Raw genomic sequence first — 15991 nt, forward strand, 5'->3', positions numbered from 1 at the left:
TGGGGCCAACATGATTGCCAAACTTGGGGCTGTCGTAAACCAGCCTAGAGGTCCGTGGTTGGCTTGCCAACTGCAGGGCTACCGAAAGCCCGCCCTGTACTGCGAAGCAGTCAGGGCCGGGTAGTTTACGCGTTCCCCTTGGGCGGCGCTCCGTCGCCTATCGGGCATCGCCATCTGGCAAGCGGCATTCCTCTCTCGGCCATACGCTACAGCCCCAGCTCAAAGCCCGCATTGTGCGGAAAGGGCTGTGTCGAGAAATTCCCGGATCAGGGGCAGCACCTGTTCCCCATGCAAGGCAGGGATGGCGTGGCCGGCCCCGGCCAGGATCTTGAGCTGAGCCCCAGGGATCCCTTCGGCATAGGTTTGGCAGTGCCAGAGGGGAATGGTGTCGTCCTGTTCGGCGGCGATCACCAGGGTGGGGGCCTGAATGTAGTTGAGATAACGTTCAACCGTATCGACAGCAGCTTGTGGGCGCAGACGTTGTCGGAGAAATTGCCGAGCGACCGGCTGCTGACGCAGGGATCCCCGCAACCACAAGAGCTGGGCCAGCTTGTCTTCCCAATGCCACCAGCGGGCCAGCGGAGCGATCGCCCGCAACAGCCAATCCACCCAAGCGCTTTCCCAGAGCAAGGGCCGCAAATGGTTGTAGCGTCTCACAAAGCTGTCGTCGCGGATCCCGGCAGGAGCCAACAAAACCAACCCCCGCAGCGGATACCGCACGGCGTAAGCTGCCGCCACCCATCCCCCAAAGGAATGGCCCACCAAAACCGGAGCAGCTAGGCCCAGCCTTTGGACAAATCCGCGCACAAACTCTACTTCTGCAGCGATGTCGTAGTGCAAGGCCGGTTGGCCGGACTGCCCGAACCCCAGTAAATCCAAGGCAATGCAGCGATATTCGTCTCCCAACCCTTGCATCAGCGGCCACCAGTTGGCATGAGTGGCCATAAAGCCATGCAGAAACAGCAGTGGGATCCCTTTTCCCCAGTCTCGATAGGCAGCCCAGCAGGACTCTGCCCCTGCGATGTTCAACCCTTCCAATTTCACCCTGTGCAGCGGGATCTCTTGAACGCGGGCCTGTAACTCCGCCAAGCGCTGGGCCAGGGGGAGTCGTTCCAACAGCGTTTGCCTGGTCATCGGCTTGGGGTCAGTAGACACAGACAGATTCAGCAGATGCAGTTTCTTCCGGAGCAGCATTGGCTACAGCGAATGCACCTATACGGAAATATCTCTCGTATCTCTTTGAACAGGGATCCTGCTCAATCCACCGGAATCTACCGGAGATCCCATCAACTCGGAAAAGGCCGTAACGCATCGCAACTTAGCCGATCAACTGCAAATGGGGCGGGGGAGTTTTCAGCCAGTCTTGGCGGGTCAGCAGCCCCTGGAGAAAACGGGTGGCTGCCTGCGATTGATAGCGCTCCGGGTTAAAAGCCAGCCAGAGGGTACGCCGTATCTGTAGCCCTTCCACCGCCAGCTTTTGGAACCGTCCCTGTTCCACATCGGATCCCACTGCCACCATGGACAGAAAGGCCACCCCCAACCCCGCCTGGACGGCATTTTTGATCGCTTCAATCGAGCTGAGTTCCAGCCGCACGTTCAATTGGGCCGGGTTAATGCCGTGGCGGTTCAGCACCCGATCGATGGTTTGCCGAGTGGAAGACTGGGGATCCAAGGTGATGAAGGGCAAAGCCAGCAGATCCACAAGAGCCGGAGAGTCGATGGCACACCCGGGAGCACCGACCAACACATATTCATCTTCCGCCAGAGCCATCACCTTCAAGTGCCGCTGCAGCTCAAAGGGGATCTCCCCGCCAACAATGGCCACGTCCAACTGGCCGTCCACTAATTTCTGGGCAATTCGCCGCGTGGATTGCACCAAGAGCTGTACGGAAATTTGTGGATAGCGGCGGTGATATTGGGCGATCAAAGAAGGCATGACATAGGTGCCCACCGTTTGGCTGGCCCCCAGAACCAGATGCCCCCCCTCCATTTTCTGCAAATCCGCTAGGGCCTCGACGGCCTCACGGCACAGCTTGAGGATGCGCTCGCTGTACTGCAGCACCACTTTCCCGGCATCCGTCAGCTCCACCTTGCGCCCACTGCGGTCGAACAGCACCACCCCCAACTGTCGCTCCAGGTTCTGTACTTGCAAGCTGACGGCAGGCTGGGAGACAAACAGGCTATCGGCAGCACGGCGAAAACTACCCTGCTGGGCAATTGCCCGCACGATGAGGAGCTGATCTAGAGTAAACGGCAACTCATCCGCCATAGGGAACTCCAAACCCCACAGTGGGATCCCTTACGTTTCCCTGAAAAGCTGGGCAGCCCGCGTTTGGAAACCCACACGAGATCATCATAAACAAGCGAGAAATCCCAAGAGAGCAGCTCAACCCTTTCCCGGCAGCTCGGCTCTGGGGGGTGACCAGCCAAGAGTGGAGAGGAGAGCTCAGAATCTTCGGGCTGTTTCTCTGCCATTCGGAGCAGCTATGCCCACAATACCTACCTGATACATTTACGCTGAACACTGCTGAACATCACTGTTCAACTATGCAGCGATAGCATTCTGTTTGTTTCCATTCGCGTTAGCGGGACGGAGTCCAAACAGAATGGCGGTATCCCGCAAAGCTTTGAGTAGAATACCCAAAGCGCAGTTTCCGTGTCGTCTTACTACCAATTTTCTGCTTTGCTTTGGCTACCATGTTGGCAGACTCGAAAGTAAACAGAAAGATCAACTGGTAGTAATCCGTACTGAACATATTATACATTATTTTCAGTATAGTTGAGCTTATTATTGACTAGAGTCATGCTCTCACCGACCGGCGGAAGATGGCTGTTGAGATTATTCTCAACAAACAGGCCGGCAATTCCAGCTCTGGGTTTGGCTTGGTCTCTAGCGAGGGCCGTAGGTTGTCCAATAGCCGCGTCCTTGTCTTTTGGCTGCATCGGCAGCTTCAGTAAGAATGGGGCCGTACTTCAAGCCATCGGTTTGTGGCGACAACAGGCCATGCCCCAAAAACAGCATTTCCTGGTTGATGAGGGTGTTGGCTTGCCAAACGTAGGCAGGCAAGGTGGGAGCAGGGGCTAGGGCAGGATCCAACTCCAAAAACACCTCACGTCCCAGCAGAGCAGTCTGCAGATATTGGCCAGCATTGTAAACTGCCAGAGGGGTTTGTCCGCGCAACTCCGTCCAGTTGGGGTTGATCGGGTCAGGCAAGGGATCGATCCCAATCAGTTGCACCAGCCGCAAATTCAAGTCTCCTTCAAGCTGGACAACCAGGGTGTTGTAGTTGATCACCCGAACCACGGCTGCACGTTTGAGGTCGCGCAGATCTGGACGCGCCACCAATGTTAAAGCCCAACCGGGCAATGTCGAGAATATCAAAGGCAAGGCCAGAAAGCTGCCCAGCTTGATCAGGCTCCGTCCATTGGATACAAGCGAGGATCTGGAGCGGGGGGAAGTCGCAGCAGAACGCAGGGATTTTTGCAGCATGGACTTTAGCCGTTGCATGGCGGACTTGACAATAGGGATGGTTCGCATGCTTGACCTTTGGATCTCACACCGCCCTCACACCGCCGCCTACTGGGCTTCAACGCGGGATCCGGCTCACCTGCCGTCACTCTACAAAAAATTGGGGCAGATGGGTCAGGTCTGGAAAATCTCTCTCGATTTTTGTCTTGATTTTTAGATGTGCTACCCATCCGGTCAGCAGTTGTCAGCGCTGACAACCTGTGGTTGGTCATTTCGATTCAAACTGGGACACTGTACCCACACCTAAAACATGCATGAAACATGCATGGGGCCACAGGGCTTTTCTCAGCTGCCCAGGCGTCTCACCCTAAACTGAAGTGACTAAGTCCTTCCGAGCAGCAGGATTGTCTTTTGGTCTTCTCTCTTTGCGAAGGAAAGGGGGAGTGCTTGGAAACCTTTTCAATTCAGTTTGAAACAATTACAGTTGTCCAACTCTCAAATCTCTCAAAAGCGCAGCCCCTAGAGGGTAGCAGGGTTCTTTTCGACTGCTTCGGACAAGAGGGAGTTGACCAGCACGGTTACCAACCCCAGTCGATTGCCCGCCAAAATATCCGTCAACAGGCGGTCTCCCACCATAGCCACTGCTTCTACCGGCAAGCCCATCTGGGCTACGGCCCGCCGCAAGGCCCGCCGTGAGGGTTTCCCAGCGCGGTGAATGTAGGGCAGGTTCAGGCTTTCTCCGATTTGTTGGATGCGGCTGCGATTGAGGTTGTTGCTCACCAGCCAAATTTGAAAGTGCGGACGCAACTGCTCCAGCCAAGCAGCCACAGCGGGATCTACCTCAACCTGTCGGCTCGGCACCAGTGTACCGTCTACGTCAAAGATGATGCCTTTTACCTGCCAGGCCCACAGGTCTTCTGCCCGCAACTTTAAGACAGTGCCGGCCACCACCAGATCCGGTTGCAGGAGCTTGAACCAAGGTTTGTGTACCATCCGCTCCTCGGCTAAGGACTGGGTTGAGGACTATGGTGGGATCCCTGGGCAGCTTGCCGACGCTCTTGAATAATTTGCAATTGGGCTGCCTCGTGCTCTGCTAGGGTTTTGCTGAAAATGTGAGTGCCATCGTAGCGGGCCACGAAGTAGAGATAGTCGGTCTGCTCAGGCTGCAAAACGGCTTTTAAGCTGGCCAAGCCCGGGCTGGCGATGGGACCAGGGGGCAAGCCCGGGTTGAGGTAGGTGTTGTAGGGAGAGGGGGTGCGCACCTCCGCAAGGGTGAGGCGGCGATCTGGGGTTTGCCGGATATTCAAGGCATATTCCACCGTCGGATCGGCTCCCAGGGGGATCCCTTTCTTAAGCCGGTTCAGAAAGACACCTGCAATCAAAGCGCGTTCTTCCGGCACCACGGCCTCCCGCTCCACAATGCTGGCCAGGGTAACCCACTCGTGCAGAGACAGGGAAGTGGTGTGCTGGCGGAACAGGGGCAGGGCCACTGCGACAAATCGCTGCAGCATGGCGTCGACCACCATCTGGGCCTTTTCCCGATCCGGCAGGGATCCCTCCACCTGTTCGATGGGGAAAAGATAGGTGTCTGGGAACAGGTAGCCTTCTAGAGAGCTCAAGTGGGGGGGCAGCCAATCGAGGGGGGGAATCACCCGGGTCACGGCAATGAAGGCATCGGCTGCCAGCCAGTTGCGCTGGGCCAGAGCCTCTGCCATTTGCTCGATGCGCCAACCCTCCGGGATGGTCAGACGTCTTTGCAGGATCCTTCCCTGCCGCAGTTGCTGGGCCACGGCCAGCATGTCCTGGTTGGGATCCAAAGCGTAGGTGCCCGCCTGAAACACCCAGTCGCGCCCGAAGGTGCGGCTCCACAGCTCCCAAGCCAGAGCTGAGCGAATCACCCCTGCTTGGCGCAGTTTTTGCCCGATCAGACGGCTGCTGCTGCCCGGCTGGATTGTTACTTGGATCGGTTCTGGGCCGCCCACCGGCTGGAGCCAGGTCTGCCACTGCCAGTAGCCCAATCCCCCGACCAGAACCAACAGGAAAATCAAGCTCTGCAAAAGACGCCGACCCCAGCGTTCGCGTAAGCGTTGCGTAGCAACATGGGGTGACCTGGGTATAGCGCCTTGGGCAGCAGAGCATTTGGGCAAGACGGGATCCTTTTGGGCCGAATGCTGAACGTAAACTACCCGACACCAACCGCTAGGCGGTACGGAGCGGGCTTTTAGTAGCCCTGCAGTTAGCAAGCCAACCACGAGCCTCTGGGGTGGTTTACAGCACCCCCAATCGACCGTTACCAGTGCCTTAAACAACCGTTTCTGGTGTCCGCAGTATTGTTATAGCATTCCTCCCGACACCGACCCTACGGGTACAGTGCGGGGCTCCTGCAATTTCTAGCTGATCTGTCATTGCCTTTCCCTCCAAACGGCCTGAGCACACCCTTGAGCCAGGCTATCCTTCGGACTCAATCCTGGCTAGGGCGTCGCCGGACTCTCAAGGCCGATTTCCCCCCTAACTTGGGATCAACTCTCCTGGGCTGGGGATCCCGTTGTTCTCGACCGTCCGCTGTCCGATCCAAGTGCCGATGGGTTCTCCCTGCACCACTCGATAAATATTGCCAGGGGTAGTCAGGTCAAAGACCACGATGGGCAATTGATTTTCCTTGCAGAGGGCGATGGCGGTGCTGTCCATAACCCGCAGATCGCGGTTCAGCACATCCTGATAGCTGAGGACATCGTAGCGGCGGGCCTGAGGGTGAGTCTTGGGATCCGCATCGTAAACTCCGTCCACCTTGGTGGCTTTGAAAATCACCTCGGCATCGATCTCCGCCGCCCGCAAGGCCGCAGTGGTATCGGTGGTGAAGAAGGGGTTGCCAGATCCTGCCCCAAAAATCACCACCCGCCCCTTTTCCAGGTGACGAATGGCGCGGCGACGAATGTAGGGCTCCGCCACCTCTTGCATGGCGATGGCCGTCTGCACCCGGGTGGGGATCCCGGCTCGCTCAATGGCATCCTGCAGGGTTAAGGCGTTGATGACGGTGGCCAGCATCCCTACGTAGTCGGCAGAAGCCTGATCCATCCCTTGGGCAGCCGCCTCTTTGCGCCCGCGCCAGATGTTACCCCCTCCCACCACAATCGCCACTTGCACACCGGCCCGTACCACTGAGGCCACTTCGCCGGCAATGGACTTCAAGACCTCGGGGTCGATCCCGTAGGGGCGCTCCCCCATCAGGGCTTCACCACTCAACTTCAGTAGAATCCGTCGATATTTCATGCTTATCCGCTCCGGCCCACCCCTGCATACGATAGCAGGTTTGTTGAACTAGCTCCGCTCACAGGATTGACCGACAGAGCATCTCGACAAAAACAACCTTACTGCTGTTCTTCGCCAGCGCTGGCCTCGTTGTCGCGGGGGGCAGAACGGAAGCGGCGGCCATTGCGAGCACGACTTTTTTGGAACTGTTTGGCATATTCGCGGTTGCGCTCGGCTTTTTCCCGCTTCAGATTGCGTTTTTTGGCCATGCTGGTTTTCCTGACCGGTTGTCCGGACTCAAGTGAAGGTCCTCAGTTTGAAGTGTCAAAGTGAGGCGCTCTTAATCCTATCACGCTTTGCCGAAGCCATCCTGAAGCCCTCTGCTCAGCCGGCTATGGGCAGGGATCCCCATAACAAGGCCAGGCCCATCACAACAAACCCCACGCCTGCCAGGGTTTTGATCCAGCGAGGTGGGATCAGGCGGGCCACCCAAGCTCCTGCCCACACCCCAATTAGGCTGGTGCTGATCAAAGCAGCAGCAGCGCCCAAAAAGATTACCCCAGCGTTTTGCGAGCGGGCACTGAGGAGCAGGGTCGCCAATTGGGTTTTATCGCCCATTTCGGCCAGCAGAATCGAGCCAAAGCTCACTAGGGCGGCCCGTCCGGCCATTTGCCGCAGCAAAAAAGACGGGGTTCGGCTGTCGTTGTCTTGGATCAACACGTTCCTCGGTTGTTCTCCACTCTGTCCTGCCGGGTTGGCATCGGCTGCTCAGGGAGGCTAGCCCTCTGGGAGCTTGTTCCCCCGCCACTCCTGCCATAATACATAGCCCCCGATCACCAGGAACCCTGCACCCGCCAACCATTGTAGCCAGCCTGGGGGAATGACTTGCCCCAGACCTTCCCCCAACACTACGCTGAAAAAACTGGCGGTCACCAAGGCACCGGCGGAACCGAAAAAGATCGCCCAAGGAGATTGGGATTGGGCACTCATGAGCAAGGTTGCCAACTGGGTTTTATCGCCCATTTCCGCCACAAACACGGTTAAAAAAGTAACAAACCAGAGTTGCAGTGGGGATCCCTCTGGGAGATTGCCGTCGGAAGAGGGGGGGTTAGGGAGGGGCGGTGTCGTCGGAAGTCCAATCTCGGGGGCGGGAGACAAAGCCAAACTCTCCCTGGCGGGCTTGAAATCCGCAGCGGATCCATCCCCGTAGAGATAGTGCTGCCCAACGGCCAAGAAACCGAAACAGAGAGCCGAGGACAAGGCAATCAACCCCAAGCCCAGGGCCATTTGCCCCTGCCAAGAACGCGGCGAAGCCATGGCGTCAGATCCTAACCACCGACATGCAGCTTATCCTGTTTTCAGCCGCTTCTGGAGGAGACAAGGGCGCTAGAGTAAACGCTAGAGTAAAAGAATCAGGGGCGTTGGCCGAGCGGTTTAGGCAGCAAACTCATAATTTGCCTTACACAGGTTCGATCCCTGTACGCCCCATCGGGAATTGCTGGACGAGGTTTCTGGGTTGAGGGCTGTTGACAGCGGGCCAAGTCGATCTCAATTCCCAAACTGGGAGGGCGGACATAGGACTGCGTTCCGCTAACGCGACCGAGGTCACTCTGGGCTGAGAGAGAACCAGTTGGGCACAGTTTCAAAGACGCGGGTTCAGCTCTGTGCGGGATCCCGTATCCCCAGAGCGAGGGATCCAACGCTCAGGCAAGGTGGTGGGGGATCCCCATTGGGACTGGAGCTGGCTGAGGAATTGTCCCTGCTGGGTGCGAAAGCCGACCAGATCGGATCCGCCATTCATTAGGGCAAACCAAATGTCCCCCTGCGCGGTTGGCAGTACACCCGCCAAGGTGCTGACGCTCCTCAGGGTGCCCGACTTGGCAATTAGGATCCCTGGTAACAGCCGCCGTTCCAACACCCCCACATCCTGGCCGACGACGGCAAAAGCATCGGCAAGAGAGAGCCCCTGCTCCTCCAGAAGAGATTGGATCGCTCGAAGCAAAGCTACATTGGCCCGCGGAGAAATGCGGTTTTCCACCCCCAACCCGGAGCCGTTGATCAGTTGCAGCTCTTCTGCCGGGATCCCGGCGATGGCCCGGGCAATTTGGGCCACTTGGTCAGCACCCCCCACTGCATCGGCCAACATCTCGGCCATGGAATTGTTGCTGTAGAGGTTCATCAGCTTGACCAAGTGAATGAGGGGGGGCGATTCATGTCTGAGCAAAACCTGGGCGGCAGGCGGGATCTGCTGGGCAACCCGTACCGAGCCCAAAATCTCCACCTGAGGTCTGGGTGTGCCGGGGGGTAAGGTTTGAAATTGGGCCTCCGCCTCTGGCGGCCAGCGCCGCGCATCCAGCCCCTGCCGCAACAGGGATCCCGATTGCGCCACATCCCGGGAAAAGTTCATGTAAAAGCGGCCCACCACCACCAGATCCCCGCGCACCTGGCGGATCCCATAGGCATTGAGCAGGTTGCCGACGGAGAAGGCTTCCTCCCAGACGAACAAGGGATCCTCCCCCCCCAGAACCCAGAGATCCCCCTGTAGAACTCCCTCAGCAGTTAAGGGGCCAGTGGCCAGCCAGGTGGTAACAAAGCGGTGCTGCGGGCCAAAGTGCTGCAAAGCGGCCAGGGTCGTTGCCACCTTGGTCAAAGAAGCAGCCGGCAAGGGTGTGGATCCCTGATGCTGTCCCAAAACAAGGATTCTGTCCCGCTGAGGCGAAGGATCCTCCATCTGCAGCCAAACCCCCTGAGCTGTGGGCGAAAACCCCCGACCGGCCAACTGAGCCAGATAAGTTTCCACCTGAGGTTGCAGGGATCCCTGCTCCGTCGCCTGAGAAGTGGGAGACAAACCCAGCAACAGAATTGCCGCCGAGAGCAGCCCAACCCAGCTGGAAACCAGCCGCCTACCGGGCCAGCCCCACAGATGTCGTTCGTGCCGTGGCGTCAGCGTTGCGGAGCAACAGTGTTGTGTAGCACCATGGGGTGCCGCAGGCATAGCACTTTTCACGGAAAACACCCTCTAAACATCCCGGCAACCGAGGGGGCATCAGCTCGTCAATTCCCAGCCACCCTCTTCCACAGGCTCTACATCGATGGTGCCGGGGGGCGTTTGCCGATAAAAACGTCCGTCTGCAACAAACAGCGGCTCTCCACAATTGGGGCAAAAGAAACGGCTGCCCTCGACGGCTTGCGATTCCGACCCACACACCGGGCAGCGATCGGTGGTAATCCAGCGGCGCGCCCACCAGCGAAAGGCCAGGAGCACCAATACCGGCAAGGACAGCAAAAACAGCAACAGAGCCACCAATCCGGCGACCAGCCACCCCAGCCCGACACTGGTCAGCAAAGCTGCCAACGCCAGGGATCCCAGCCAGAACCCCCAGCCACCCAGAGAAATGGAATAGGTTTTGGGCTGCTCAAACCGCATTTTCGTTTTCCTTCCCCGATCACTACGCTTGCCAACGCCGTCAGGATGCCGCGGGCCTTTTCTTGAGTATGTTAGCCTAGGCGCGCCCGAACACCAGAAACAGTCCGCCACATGGCTCTGCTCTGTAGGCTAGCTCATCCCGGATGGATGAGGGATTGGGTTTCCCGCACCCTTCCCGAGGCTCTCCCGGCAGCCCATGCGCCTCAGTTGCGTCCCTGTTCTATTGGGCCTGAACTGAGCCTGAACGATGTCTTCAGCAACCAAGTCGGGTGGTGTCGTCATAAATAAAGTTATTATCAATTACAGAACTTATTGACTGTTACGGCGACGTTGCCCAACAGCGGAGGGGCGGCATCATGGTCTACACCGAAGAGGCGTTCAAGGCAGAGCTCAATGCCAAAGGCTGGCGAGCCACTCGGCAGCGGGAGATCATCCTGCAAACGTTTCAAAACTTGCCTGAGGGCACGCATCTGAGCGCGGAGGAGTTGCACAAAAAGTTGCGGGAAGAAGGCCACAACATTAGCCTTTCCACCATTTACCGCACCGTCAAGCTGATGTCCCGCATGGGCATTTTGCGAGAACTGGAACTGACCGAAGGGCACAAACATTACGAGATCAACCAGCCGGCCCCCCACCACCACCACCATCTGGTGTGCGTCAAGACCAACAAGGTGATCGAGTTCAAAAACAACGCCATTCTTAACATCACCCAGAAGGTGGCAGAAAAGTACGGTTTCAAAGTGTTGGATTGCCAGCTCACCATTATTGGTATCAGCCCAGAAGGGCAGCGCTCGATTTTGTAGCCAAAAATTCCCAAAGCTCAGGTTCTCATGCTTTCCCAGAAGGGGAACTGTACTGGGCTGGTAGGAGGATGGGGATCCCGTTGACGGGAGGAAATGCCAGAATAGCTCCCGTGAGGCCAATCGGCAGTCGGCAACCGAGGCAACAGTTGAATGGTTGATGAATAGTTGATCTTCTTCACCCCACTAGATCCGGGAGAGGGCCATGAACGAACAGGAAGTGGTGCAGTGGCTGGAGCAGGCGCTGGCCAATCCCCGCCTTAGGTTACAGGCCAAAGCCCAACCGCTCCAGGAGAGTCCCAAGGCTTATGCCCTCGTCATTATGATCAACCGCCCTGCCGGCCTTGCTCTCAACTATGAGGAGTTGACGGCCTGGTTCCAGAAGGCGATTCCCACTCGCTACCCCCAAGTCAAACGGTTGGCCCTCTACAGCCGCCCCATGGGCCAGCAGGCTGCCGACTGGAAAACTCAGGTGAGGCTGGATCCGGAGCCGGCGACAGACAAGGTGGATCCCGGTCGTGTTAGCAGTGCAGAGCACTTTACCGCTACGCGACCCTCTCGCGAACCCGTCAGTGGGACGGAGTCCCCGGAGAGTCTGGATCTAAGCCGCTACTGCTTTGTCAGCGATCGCCAGTTGCTTACTGCCGACCTTCCTCAGCCGCCTGGTTTGCTCCGCCAGGCGGTTTTGGGTTTTCACAGCCTCACTTCTGGGCAAAAACAGGAGGTTCTGCCCCTCTTGCCCACCTTGTTTCGCAATCCCAGCGCCGTCTCGACGGTGATGCTGTCGGTGGAGGCAGCCCTGTGGCTGGAGCCTCTGAAAAGCCTGAATCCCCACGAGCTGCGTCTATTGAGCGTTTGGCTGAGCCGCTATTGCTTCAACCCCAGCCGCACCCTAGCGGAATTGGATCCCGCCACCTCAGGTCTCAAAACTGGGCAAACCAAGCGCAGCTACCGCGCGCCTCAGGTGGGGGTCTCGCTGATTTTGGCCAGCTTTGCCGGCAACCTGACGGCGGCCTCAGGTGTGACCCTGAGCCTGCTGTTCGGTATGGTGTTTGTGCTTTTCCTGACCGTCTTGGGCAGCTTAGAGGGGGGATTCTCTCTGGGCTCTTTCATCTTCGCCATTCTGCTCACCCTCGCCTTCAATGCCCTGATCTTCTTTTTGTCCCCTTGGCTGATGGACTGGATCCAGCACAGCCTCTATGGCACCGAGTGGGTAAGCTTGGCGGAAATCGGGCGTCGCAGCCCAGAGAGTGCGGAGGTCATTGAACGGGTCTGCCGACAGTACAAGCTGAAGCAGCCGAAGCTGGGGCTGATCCGCGACCAAAACCCCACCGCCTTCACCTATGGCAGCCTGCCGGACACGGCCCGCATTGTTGTCAGCGAAGGGTTGTTCACCTACTTGGAAGATGAAGAGGTGGCTACGGTCTATGCCCACGAGCTGGGGCATGTGATCCACTGGGATTTCGCCGTCATGACCCTGGCTTCCACGTTGGTGCAGATTCTCTACCTTCTTTACGTCTACATGCGGGATGCGCGCGACAACGGCAAAAGGGGCAGCCTCCGCTTCCTGGCCTTGGTCGCCTACTTTTTCTATGTGGCCGGCTCCTACTTGTTGCTGTATCTGTCGCGGGTGCGGGAGTACTTTGCCGACCACTTTGCCGCCGAAACCACCGGCAACCCCAATGGGCTCTCGCGGGCTTTGGTGAAAATTGCCTACGGCATTGTGCAAGAGGGAGAGCGGGAGCGGGATGAGGAAACCCGACAGCGCAGTGCTCGCCTGCTGGAAGGAACGCGGGCTTTGGGGATCTACGATGCCAAGGCGGCTGTTACGGCGGGGACGGCCTACCGGGTTGCCTCGGATCCCGGCCAGGTGGGCAGGGTATTTTTGTGGGATCTGTTTAACCCTTGGGCCTGGTGGATGGAGCTGAACTCCACCCATCCCCTCACGGGCAAACGGGTACGGGCGCTGGGCACCTATGCGGAGCAACTGGATCTGCCGGTGGAGTTCGATATGGCCAGCGTGGTTGCCCAGGGCAAGCAGCTCAACCGGCAACAGCTCTACGGGAACTTTCTGCTGGATGTGCTGCTGTTGAACGCCGAGTGGCTGGGGGCGATTGTGGGGGCACTGCTCGGGATCCCGGCCTTGCAGGTGGGCTTCTATGAAATGTTTGCCGGGCTGACCCTGATGGGGGTGGGCTTGGGCCTGCTGCTGAAGATGACGGTGATGTACCCCAGTCTGGAAAACCCGCCGGCGTTGACCGTGCTGAAGGCGATGAGCAATCCCTACGCCAGCCCTCTGCGTGGGCTGCCAATGCAGTTGGAAGGGCGGGTGATTGGGCGAGGGGATCCGGGCTATCGCTTTGGCTCCGATCTCAAGTTCCAGGATAAGACCGGCATGATCTTCCTACGCTATGCTTCCCGCTTTGGGCCGCTGGGCAACTTCCTGTTCGGGGCGTACCAGGCAGGGGGGTTGATCGGCCAAGAGGGATCCGCAGTGGGGTGGTTCCGACGGGGGGTGGCCCCTTACCTGGATCTGGCCCGCTTTCAAAGCCGCCATGGCCAGCTCATCACCAGCTACCATCCCTTCTGGCAGGCTATGTGGGCTGTGCTGTTGTTGGTGGTTGCCCTGCTGGTGATGCTGTTCTAGAGGATCGCGATCCTCAGCAGCGAAGAGCTCGCCTAGGCCATTGGGATTGGCTACTCTTGCCCACCGTTAACCCGGGCGTAGTCGTCGCTGAAGCGGACAATGTCGTCTTCGCCCAAGTACTGGCCGTTTTGCACCTCGATAATCACCAGAGGGATGACGCCAGGGTTCTCCAGGCGATGCTTGGTGCAAGGGGGAACGTAGGTGGATTGGTTGGCCGTGATGAGCTTTTCTTCGTCTCCGCAGGTGACCTTGGCGGTGCCGGCAACGACGATCCAGTGTTCGCTGCGATGGTAGTGCAACTGCAGGCTAAGGCGATGCTTGGGCAAAACCACGATCCGCTTGATTTTGTAGCCAGGGCCCTCTTCCAGCACTGTAAAGCTCCCCCAAGGCCGACTTTCAGCATTGCTCTCGATCAGCTTGTTGAGGGTTTCGGCAGAGAGGGAAGACGATGGTTTTTCCAGTGAGGCCAAATTGGCATTGGGGGTTTCTAGCATGGGATGCTCTCCTTGGGAGGCCTACCTGTAGCTTATCCCAATCATCAACTCGGAGTCTGTTTGTTTATCTTTATAACCACCAACAGATCGGCTTCAGCTCCTGGGGATCCCCAGCCGGTTCAGGTTTGGTGGGGTAGTGGTTAAAATCCTGTGGAATCATGAAAAAGATTTCTGCTCTGCAAAAAGGCCACTTCCCCATGCGTTCTTCCTCTTCTGTCCCTTCTTACCCGGTTCACATCCATGACCGCCAACGGGACACCCACTATCTGATCCAGGTGCCGGCGGATCAATACATTTTGGCCAGCGCCGAGGCCCAAGGGATCCAACTGCCCTTTGCCTGTCGCAACGGCGCCTGTACCACCTGTGCGGTGCGGGTACGGCGGGGATCCCTGTATCAGCCGGAGGCAATGGGCATCTCGCGGGAGCTGAAGGAGCAGGGGTATGGGCTGCTGTGCGTGGGCTATGCCCGCTCGGAGCTCTGGGTAGAAACCCAAGATGAAGATGAGGTGTACGAGCTGCAATTTGGGCGCTACTTCGGCCAGGGGCAGGTCAGGCCAGGGATCCCCCTTGAGGATGAGTGATGTCTTCTTCGGCACCGGTTTTGTCTCAACAACTGTCGCCGGATCCCTTGCCCTCTCAACCGCGGGGCTGGCTGCTGGCAGCAGCGGCGCTGATCCCGGTGAATCTGGCCCCCAGCTTGCTGTTGGCTTTGGTGGGGACGATCCAGGGTTATACCCGCTATGGTGGGGCGATCCTGCGGGATCCCTTGTTTGGACTGGCGGCTCTCCTGAGCCTGGCGGCAGTGGGAGTGGCTTTTTTGGGGGAGGATTGGCGACTGAGCCTGCCGGGGATGTTCAACTACTGGCCTTTTTTGTTGATGCTGCCGGCCTTTGCCGCTGTTCTGGCCTCTCGCGGTAGCGGGACGGAGTCCTGTCCTGTGGGCCGTCGGCGGTTGGCCCAGGTGTTGGTGCTGGGCAGCGGGCTGATGCTGCTTTTGGGTTGGGGAGAAGTGCTGTGGGAATGGCAGGGGCACTTCTTCTTGGGGCCGGTTTGGATTACGGGGGTTGCCGGGGGAGAGCGACCGGCGGCAGCCTTCACTTCCCCCAATACGCTGGCCATCTACCTGGTGATCCACCTGTGCTTGGCAGCAGGGCTGTGGCTGGATCAGGCCGACAAAGACTGGCCACAGGCAGTAGGGCTGGGAGCTGTGCTGGGGCTGGGATCCCTCTTGTTGCTGCTGACGGCCTCTCGCAACGGCTGGGGAGCGGGGGGGCTGGCGCTGATGATGGGGCTGGCCCTGCGGCGCTGTTGGTGGGGGATCGGGATCTTGGTCGGCATAGGGTTGGCTGGTTTGGCTGCTGCTTGGGATTGGCCGGGCTGGCGGGCCGTAGTGCCCCGATTGATTTGGAGCCGTCTGGCAGACACCTTCGATCCCCAGGCGCTCCATTTTAGTTCCACCGCCAACCGGCTGGATGCTTGGCAATTCGCCCTGCAGATGGCGCGAGAGCGGCCTTTGACGGGCTGGGGCTGGCAAAGCTTTGCCGCTCTTTATAATGCTCAGGAGCCGCCGGAGCTGCTGGGCCATTGCCACAATCTGTACCTACACCTGGCAGCCGAGGGTGGGATCCCGCTGTTGCTGGGCCATCTGATCCTGTGGGGCTGGATTTTGGCGCGGGGATGGCAAGCTTGGCGGCGCTCGCAAGAAAGCGTCCTGTTGGGGATGCTGCTGGCCTTGACGGCATTTTTTGCCTCAGGGCTTTTGGACGTGGTGATGTTGGATGGCCGCATTCACCTGCTGGTAACCTTACTCTTGGGGGCAGTTTGGGGAGCCAGCCTCGAGCAGCGCTCGACAAAGGGCCAATGCAACCAAGATCTGGGATAGCTTTCCCAAGGGGGTCACGGTTG

Annotated in this window: 16 protein-coding genes, 1 tRNA gene and 1 pseudogene; 6 read left to right on the forward strand and 12 right to left on the reverse strand. The window is 58.4% G+C overall.

From position 1 onward, the window contains the following. A pseudogene (locus ACVWXZ_RS10875) lies at nt 1-124 on the forward strand (RNA-guided endonuclease TnpB family protein); the annotation flags it as partial. Between the two features lie 95 nt (nt 125-219). On the opposite strand, the gene ACVWXZ_RS10880 reads toward ACVWXZ_RS10875, so the two are convergent. From ACVWXZ_RS10880 to ACVWXZ_RS10920, 9 genes are all read right to left on the reverse strand, one after another. Then, a complete protein-coding gene (locus tag ACVWXZ_RS10880) occupies nt 220-1134 on the reverse strand; it encodes an alpha/beta fold hydrolase (RefSeq protein ID WP_457388340.1) in 915 nt (304 codons plus the stop codon). 184 nt (nt 1135-1318) lie between these two features. Beyond that, nucleotides 1319-2269 (reverse strand): LysR substrate-binding domain-containing protein, encoded by a 951-nt coding sequence (locus ACVWXZ_RS10885; RefSeq protein WP_457404051.1) that lies wholly within the window; start codon nt 2267-2269, stop codon nt 1319-1321. 621 nt (nt 2270-2890) lie between these two features. Continuing rightward, nucleotides 2891-3538 (reverse strand): thermonuclease family protein, encoded by a 648-nt coding sequence (locus ACVWXZ_RS10890; protein ID WP_457404052.1) that lies wholly within the window; start codon nt 3536-3538, stop codon nt 2891-2893. A gap of 450 nt (nt 3539-3988) precedes the next feature. Beyond that, entirely contained in the window at nt 3989-4462 is a 474-nt protein-coding gene (locus ACVWXZ_RS10895; RefSeq protein WP_414329713.1) for a YqeG family HAD IIIA-type phosphatase, read from the reverse strand. Nucleotides 4463-4473: 11 nt separating this feature from the next. Next, nucleotides 4474-5526, reverse strand: coding sequence for an endolytic transglycosylase MltG (mltG, locus tag ACVWXZ_RS10900; protein WP_457482513.1), 1053 nt, complete (start codon nt 5524-5526; stop codon nt 4474-4476). A gap of 451 nt (nt 5527-5977) precedes the next feature. Continuing rightward, nucleotides 5978-6739 carry a UMP kinase gene (gene pyrH, locus ACVWXZ_RS10905; RefSeq protein WP_011433861.1) on the reverse strand — a complete coding sequence of 254 codons (762 nt, stop codon included), beginning with the start codon at nt 6737-6739 and terminating at the stop codon, nt 5978-5980. A 98-nt stretch (nt 6740-6837) separates the two neighbouring features. Further along, a complete protein-coding gene (locus ACVWXZ_RS10910; protein WP_011433860.1) occupies nt 6838-6987 on the reverse strand; it encodes a hypothetical protein in 150 nt (49 codons plus the stop codon). 115 nt (nt 6988-7102) lie between these two features. Then, nucleotides 7103-7438: a TMEM165/GDT1 family protein gene (locus ACVWXZ_RS10915; RefSeq protein ID WP_457404054.1), complete on the reverse strand. Its 336-nt coding sequence runs from the start codon at nt 7436-7438 to the stop codon at nt 7103-7105. A gap of 57 nt (nt 7439-7495) precedes the next feature. Then, the gene (locus ACVWXZ_RS10920) at nt 7496-8035 is read right to left on the reverse strand and encodes a TMEM165/GDT1 family protein (RefSeq protein ID WP_457404055.1); all 540 of its coding nucleotides are present in this window, start codon (nt 8033-8035) and stop codon (nt 7496-7498) included. A 98-nt stretch (nt 8036-8133) separates the two neighbouring features. Here ACVWXZ_RS10920 and ACVWXZ_RS10925 point away from each other — a divergent pair. Then, nucleotides 8134-8206, forward strand: a tRNA-Ile gene (locus ACVWXZ_RS10925). A 154-nt stretch (nt 8207-8360) separates the two neighbouring features. On the opposite strand, the gene ACVWXZ_RS10930 is transcribed toward ACVWXZ_RS10925, so the two are convergent. Together ACVWXZ_RS10930 and ACVWXZ_RS10935 are read right to left on the reverse strand one after the other, a co-directional pair. Then, entirely contained in the window at nt 8361-9713 is a 1353-nt protein-coding gene (locus ACVWXZ_RS10930; protein ID WP_457482514.1) for a D-alanyl-D-alanine carboxypeptidase, read from the reverse strand. Nucleotides 9714-9764: 51 nt separating this feature from the next. Next, on the reverse strand, nt 9765-10145 hold the full coding sequence (locus tag ACVWXZ_RS10935) for a hypothetical protein (RefSeq protein WP_414357087.1): 381 nt from the start codon (nt 10143-10145) through the stop codon (nt 9765-9767). Between the two features lie 356 nt (nt 10146-10501). Between ACVWXZ_RS10935 and ACVWXZ_RS10940 the strand changes: the two genes are divergently transcribed. Then, entirely contained in the window at nt 10502-10948 is a 447-nt protein-coding gene (locus ACVWXZ_RS10940) for a Fur family transcriptional regulator (protein WP_011433855.1), read from the forward strand. 202 nt (nt 10949-11150) lie between these two features. Continuing rightward, nucleotides 11151-13592: a M48 family metalloprotease gene (locus tag ACVWXZ_RS10945; protein WP_457482515.1), complete on the forward strand. Its 2442-nt coding sequence runs from the start codon at nt 11151-11153 to the stop codon at nt 13590-13592. Between the two features lie 50 nt (nt 13593-13642). Here ACVWXZ_RS10945 and ACVWXZ_RS10950 read toward each other — a convergent pair whose 3' ends face one another. Next, entirely contained in the window at nt 13643-14086 is a 444-nt protein-coding gene (locus ACVWXZ_RS10950; protein ID WP_457443968.1) for a phosphomannose isomerase type II C-terminal cupin domain, read from the reverse strand. A 197-nt stretch (nt 14087-14283) separates the two neighbouring features. Here ACVWXZ_RS10950 and ACVWXZ_RS10955 point away from each other — a divergent pair, with 197 nt between their 5' ends. Together ACVWXZ_RS10955 and ACVWXZ_RS10960 are read left to right on the forward strand one after the other, a co-directional pair. Further along, a complete protein-coding gene (locus ACVWXZ_RS10955; protein ID WP_457404070.1) occupies nt 14284-14667 on the forward strand; it encodes a 2Fe-2S iron-sulfur cluster-binding protein in 384 nt (127 codons plus the stop codon). Beyond that, the gene (locus ACVWXZ_RS10960; RefSeq protein WP_457482516.1) at nt 14667-15968 is read left to right on the forward strand and encodes an O-antigen ligase family protein; all 1302 of its coding nucleotides are present in this window, start codon (nt 14667-14669) and stop codon (nt 15966-15968) included. Before ACVWXZ_RS10955 ends, ACVWXZ_RS10960 begins: the two co-directional genes overlap by 1 nt. The last annotated feature ends 23 nt before the right edge of the window (nt 15969-15991 follow it).

This window comes from Thermostichus sp. MS-CIW-38 (assembly GCF_054058415.1).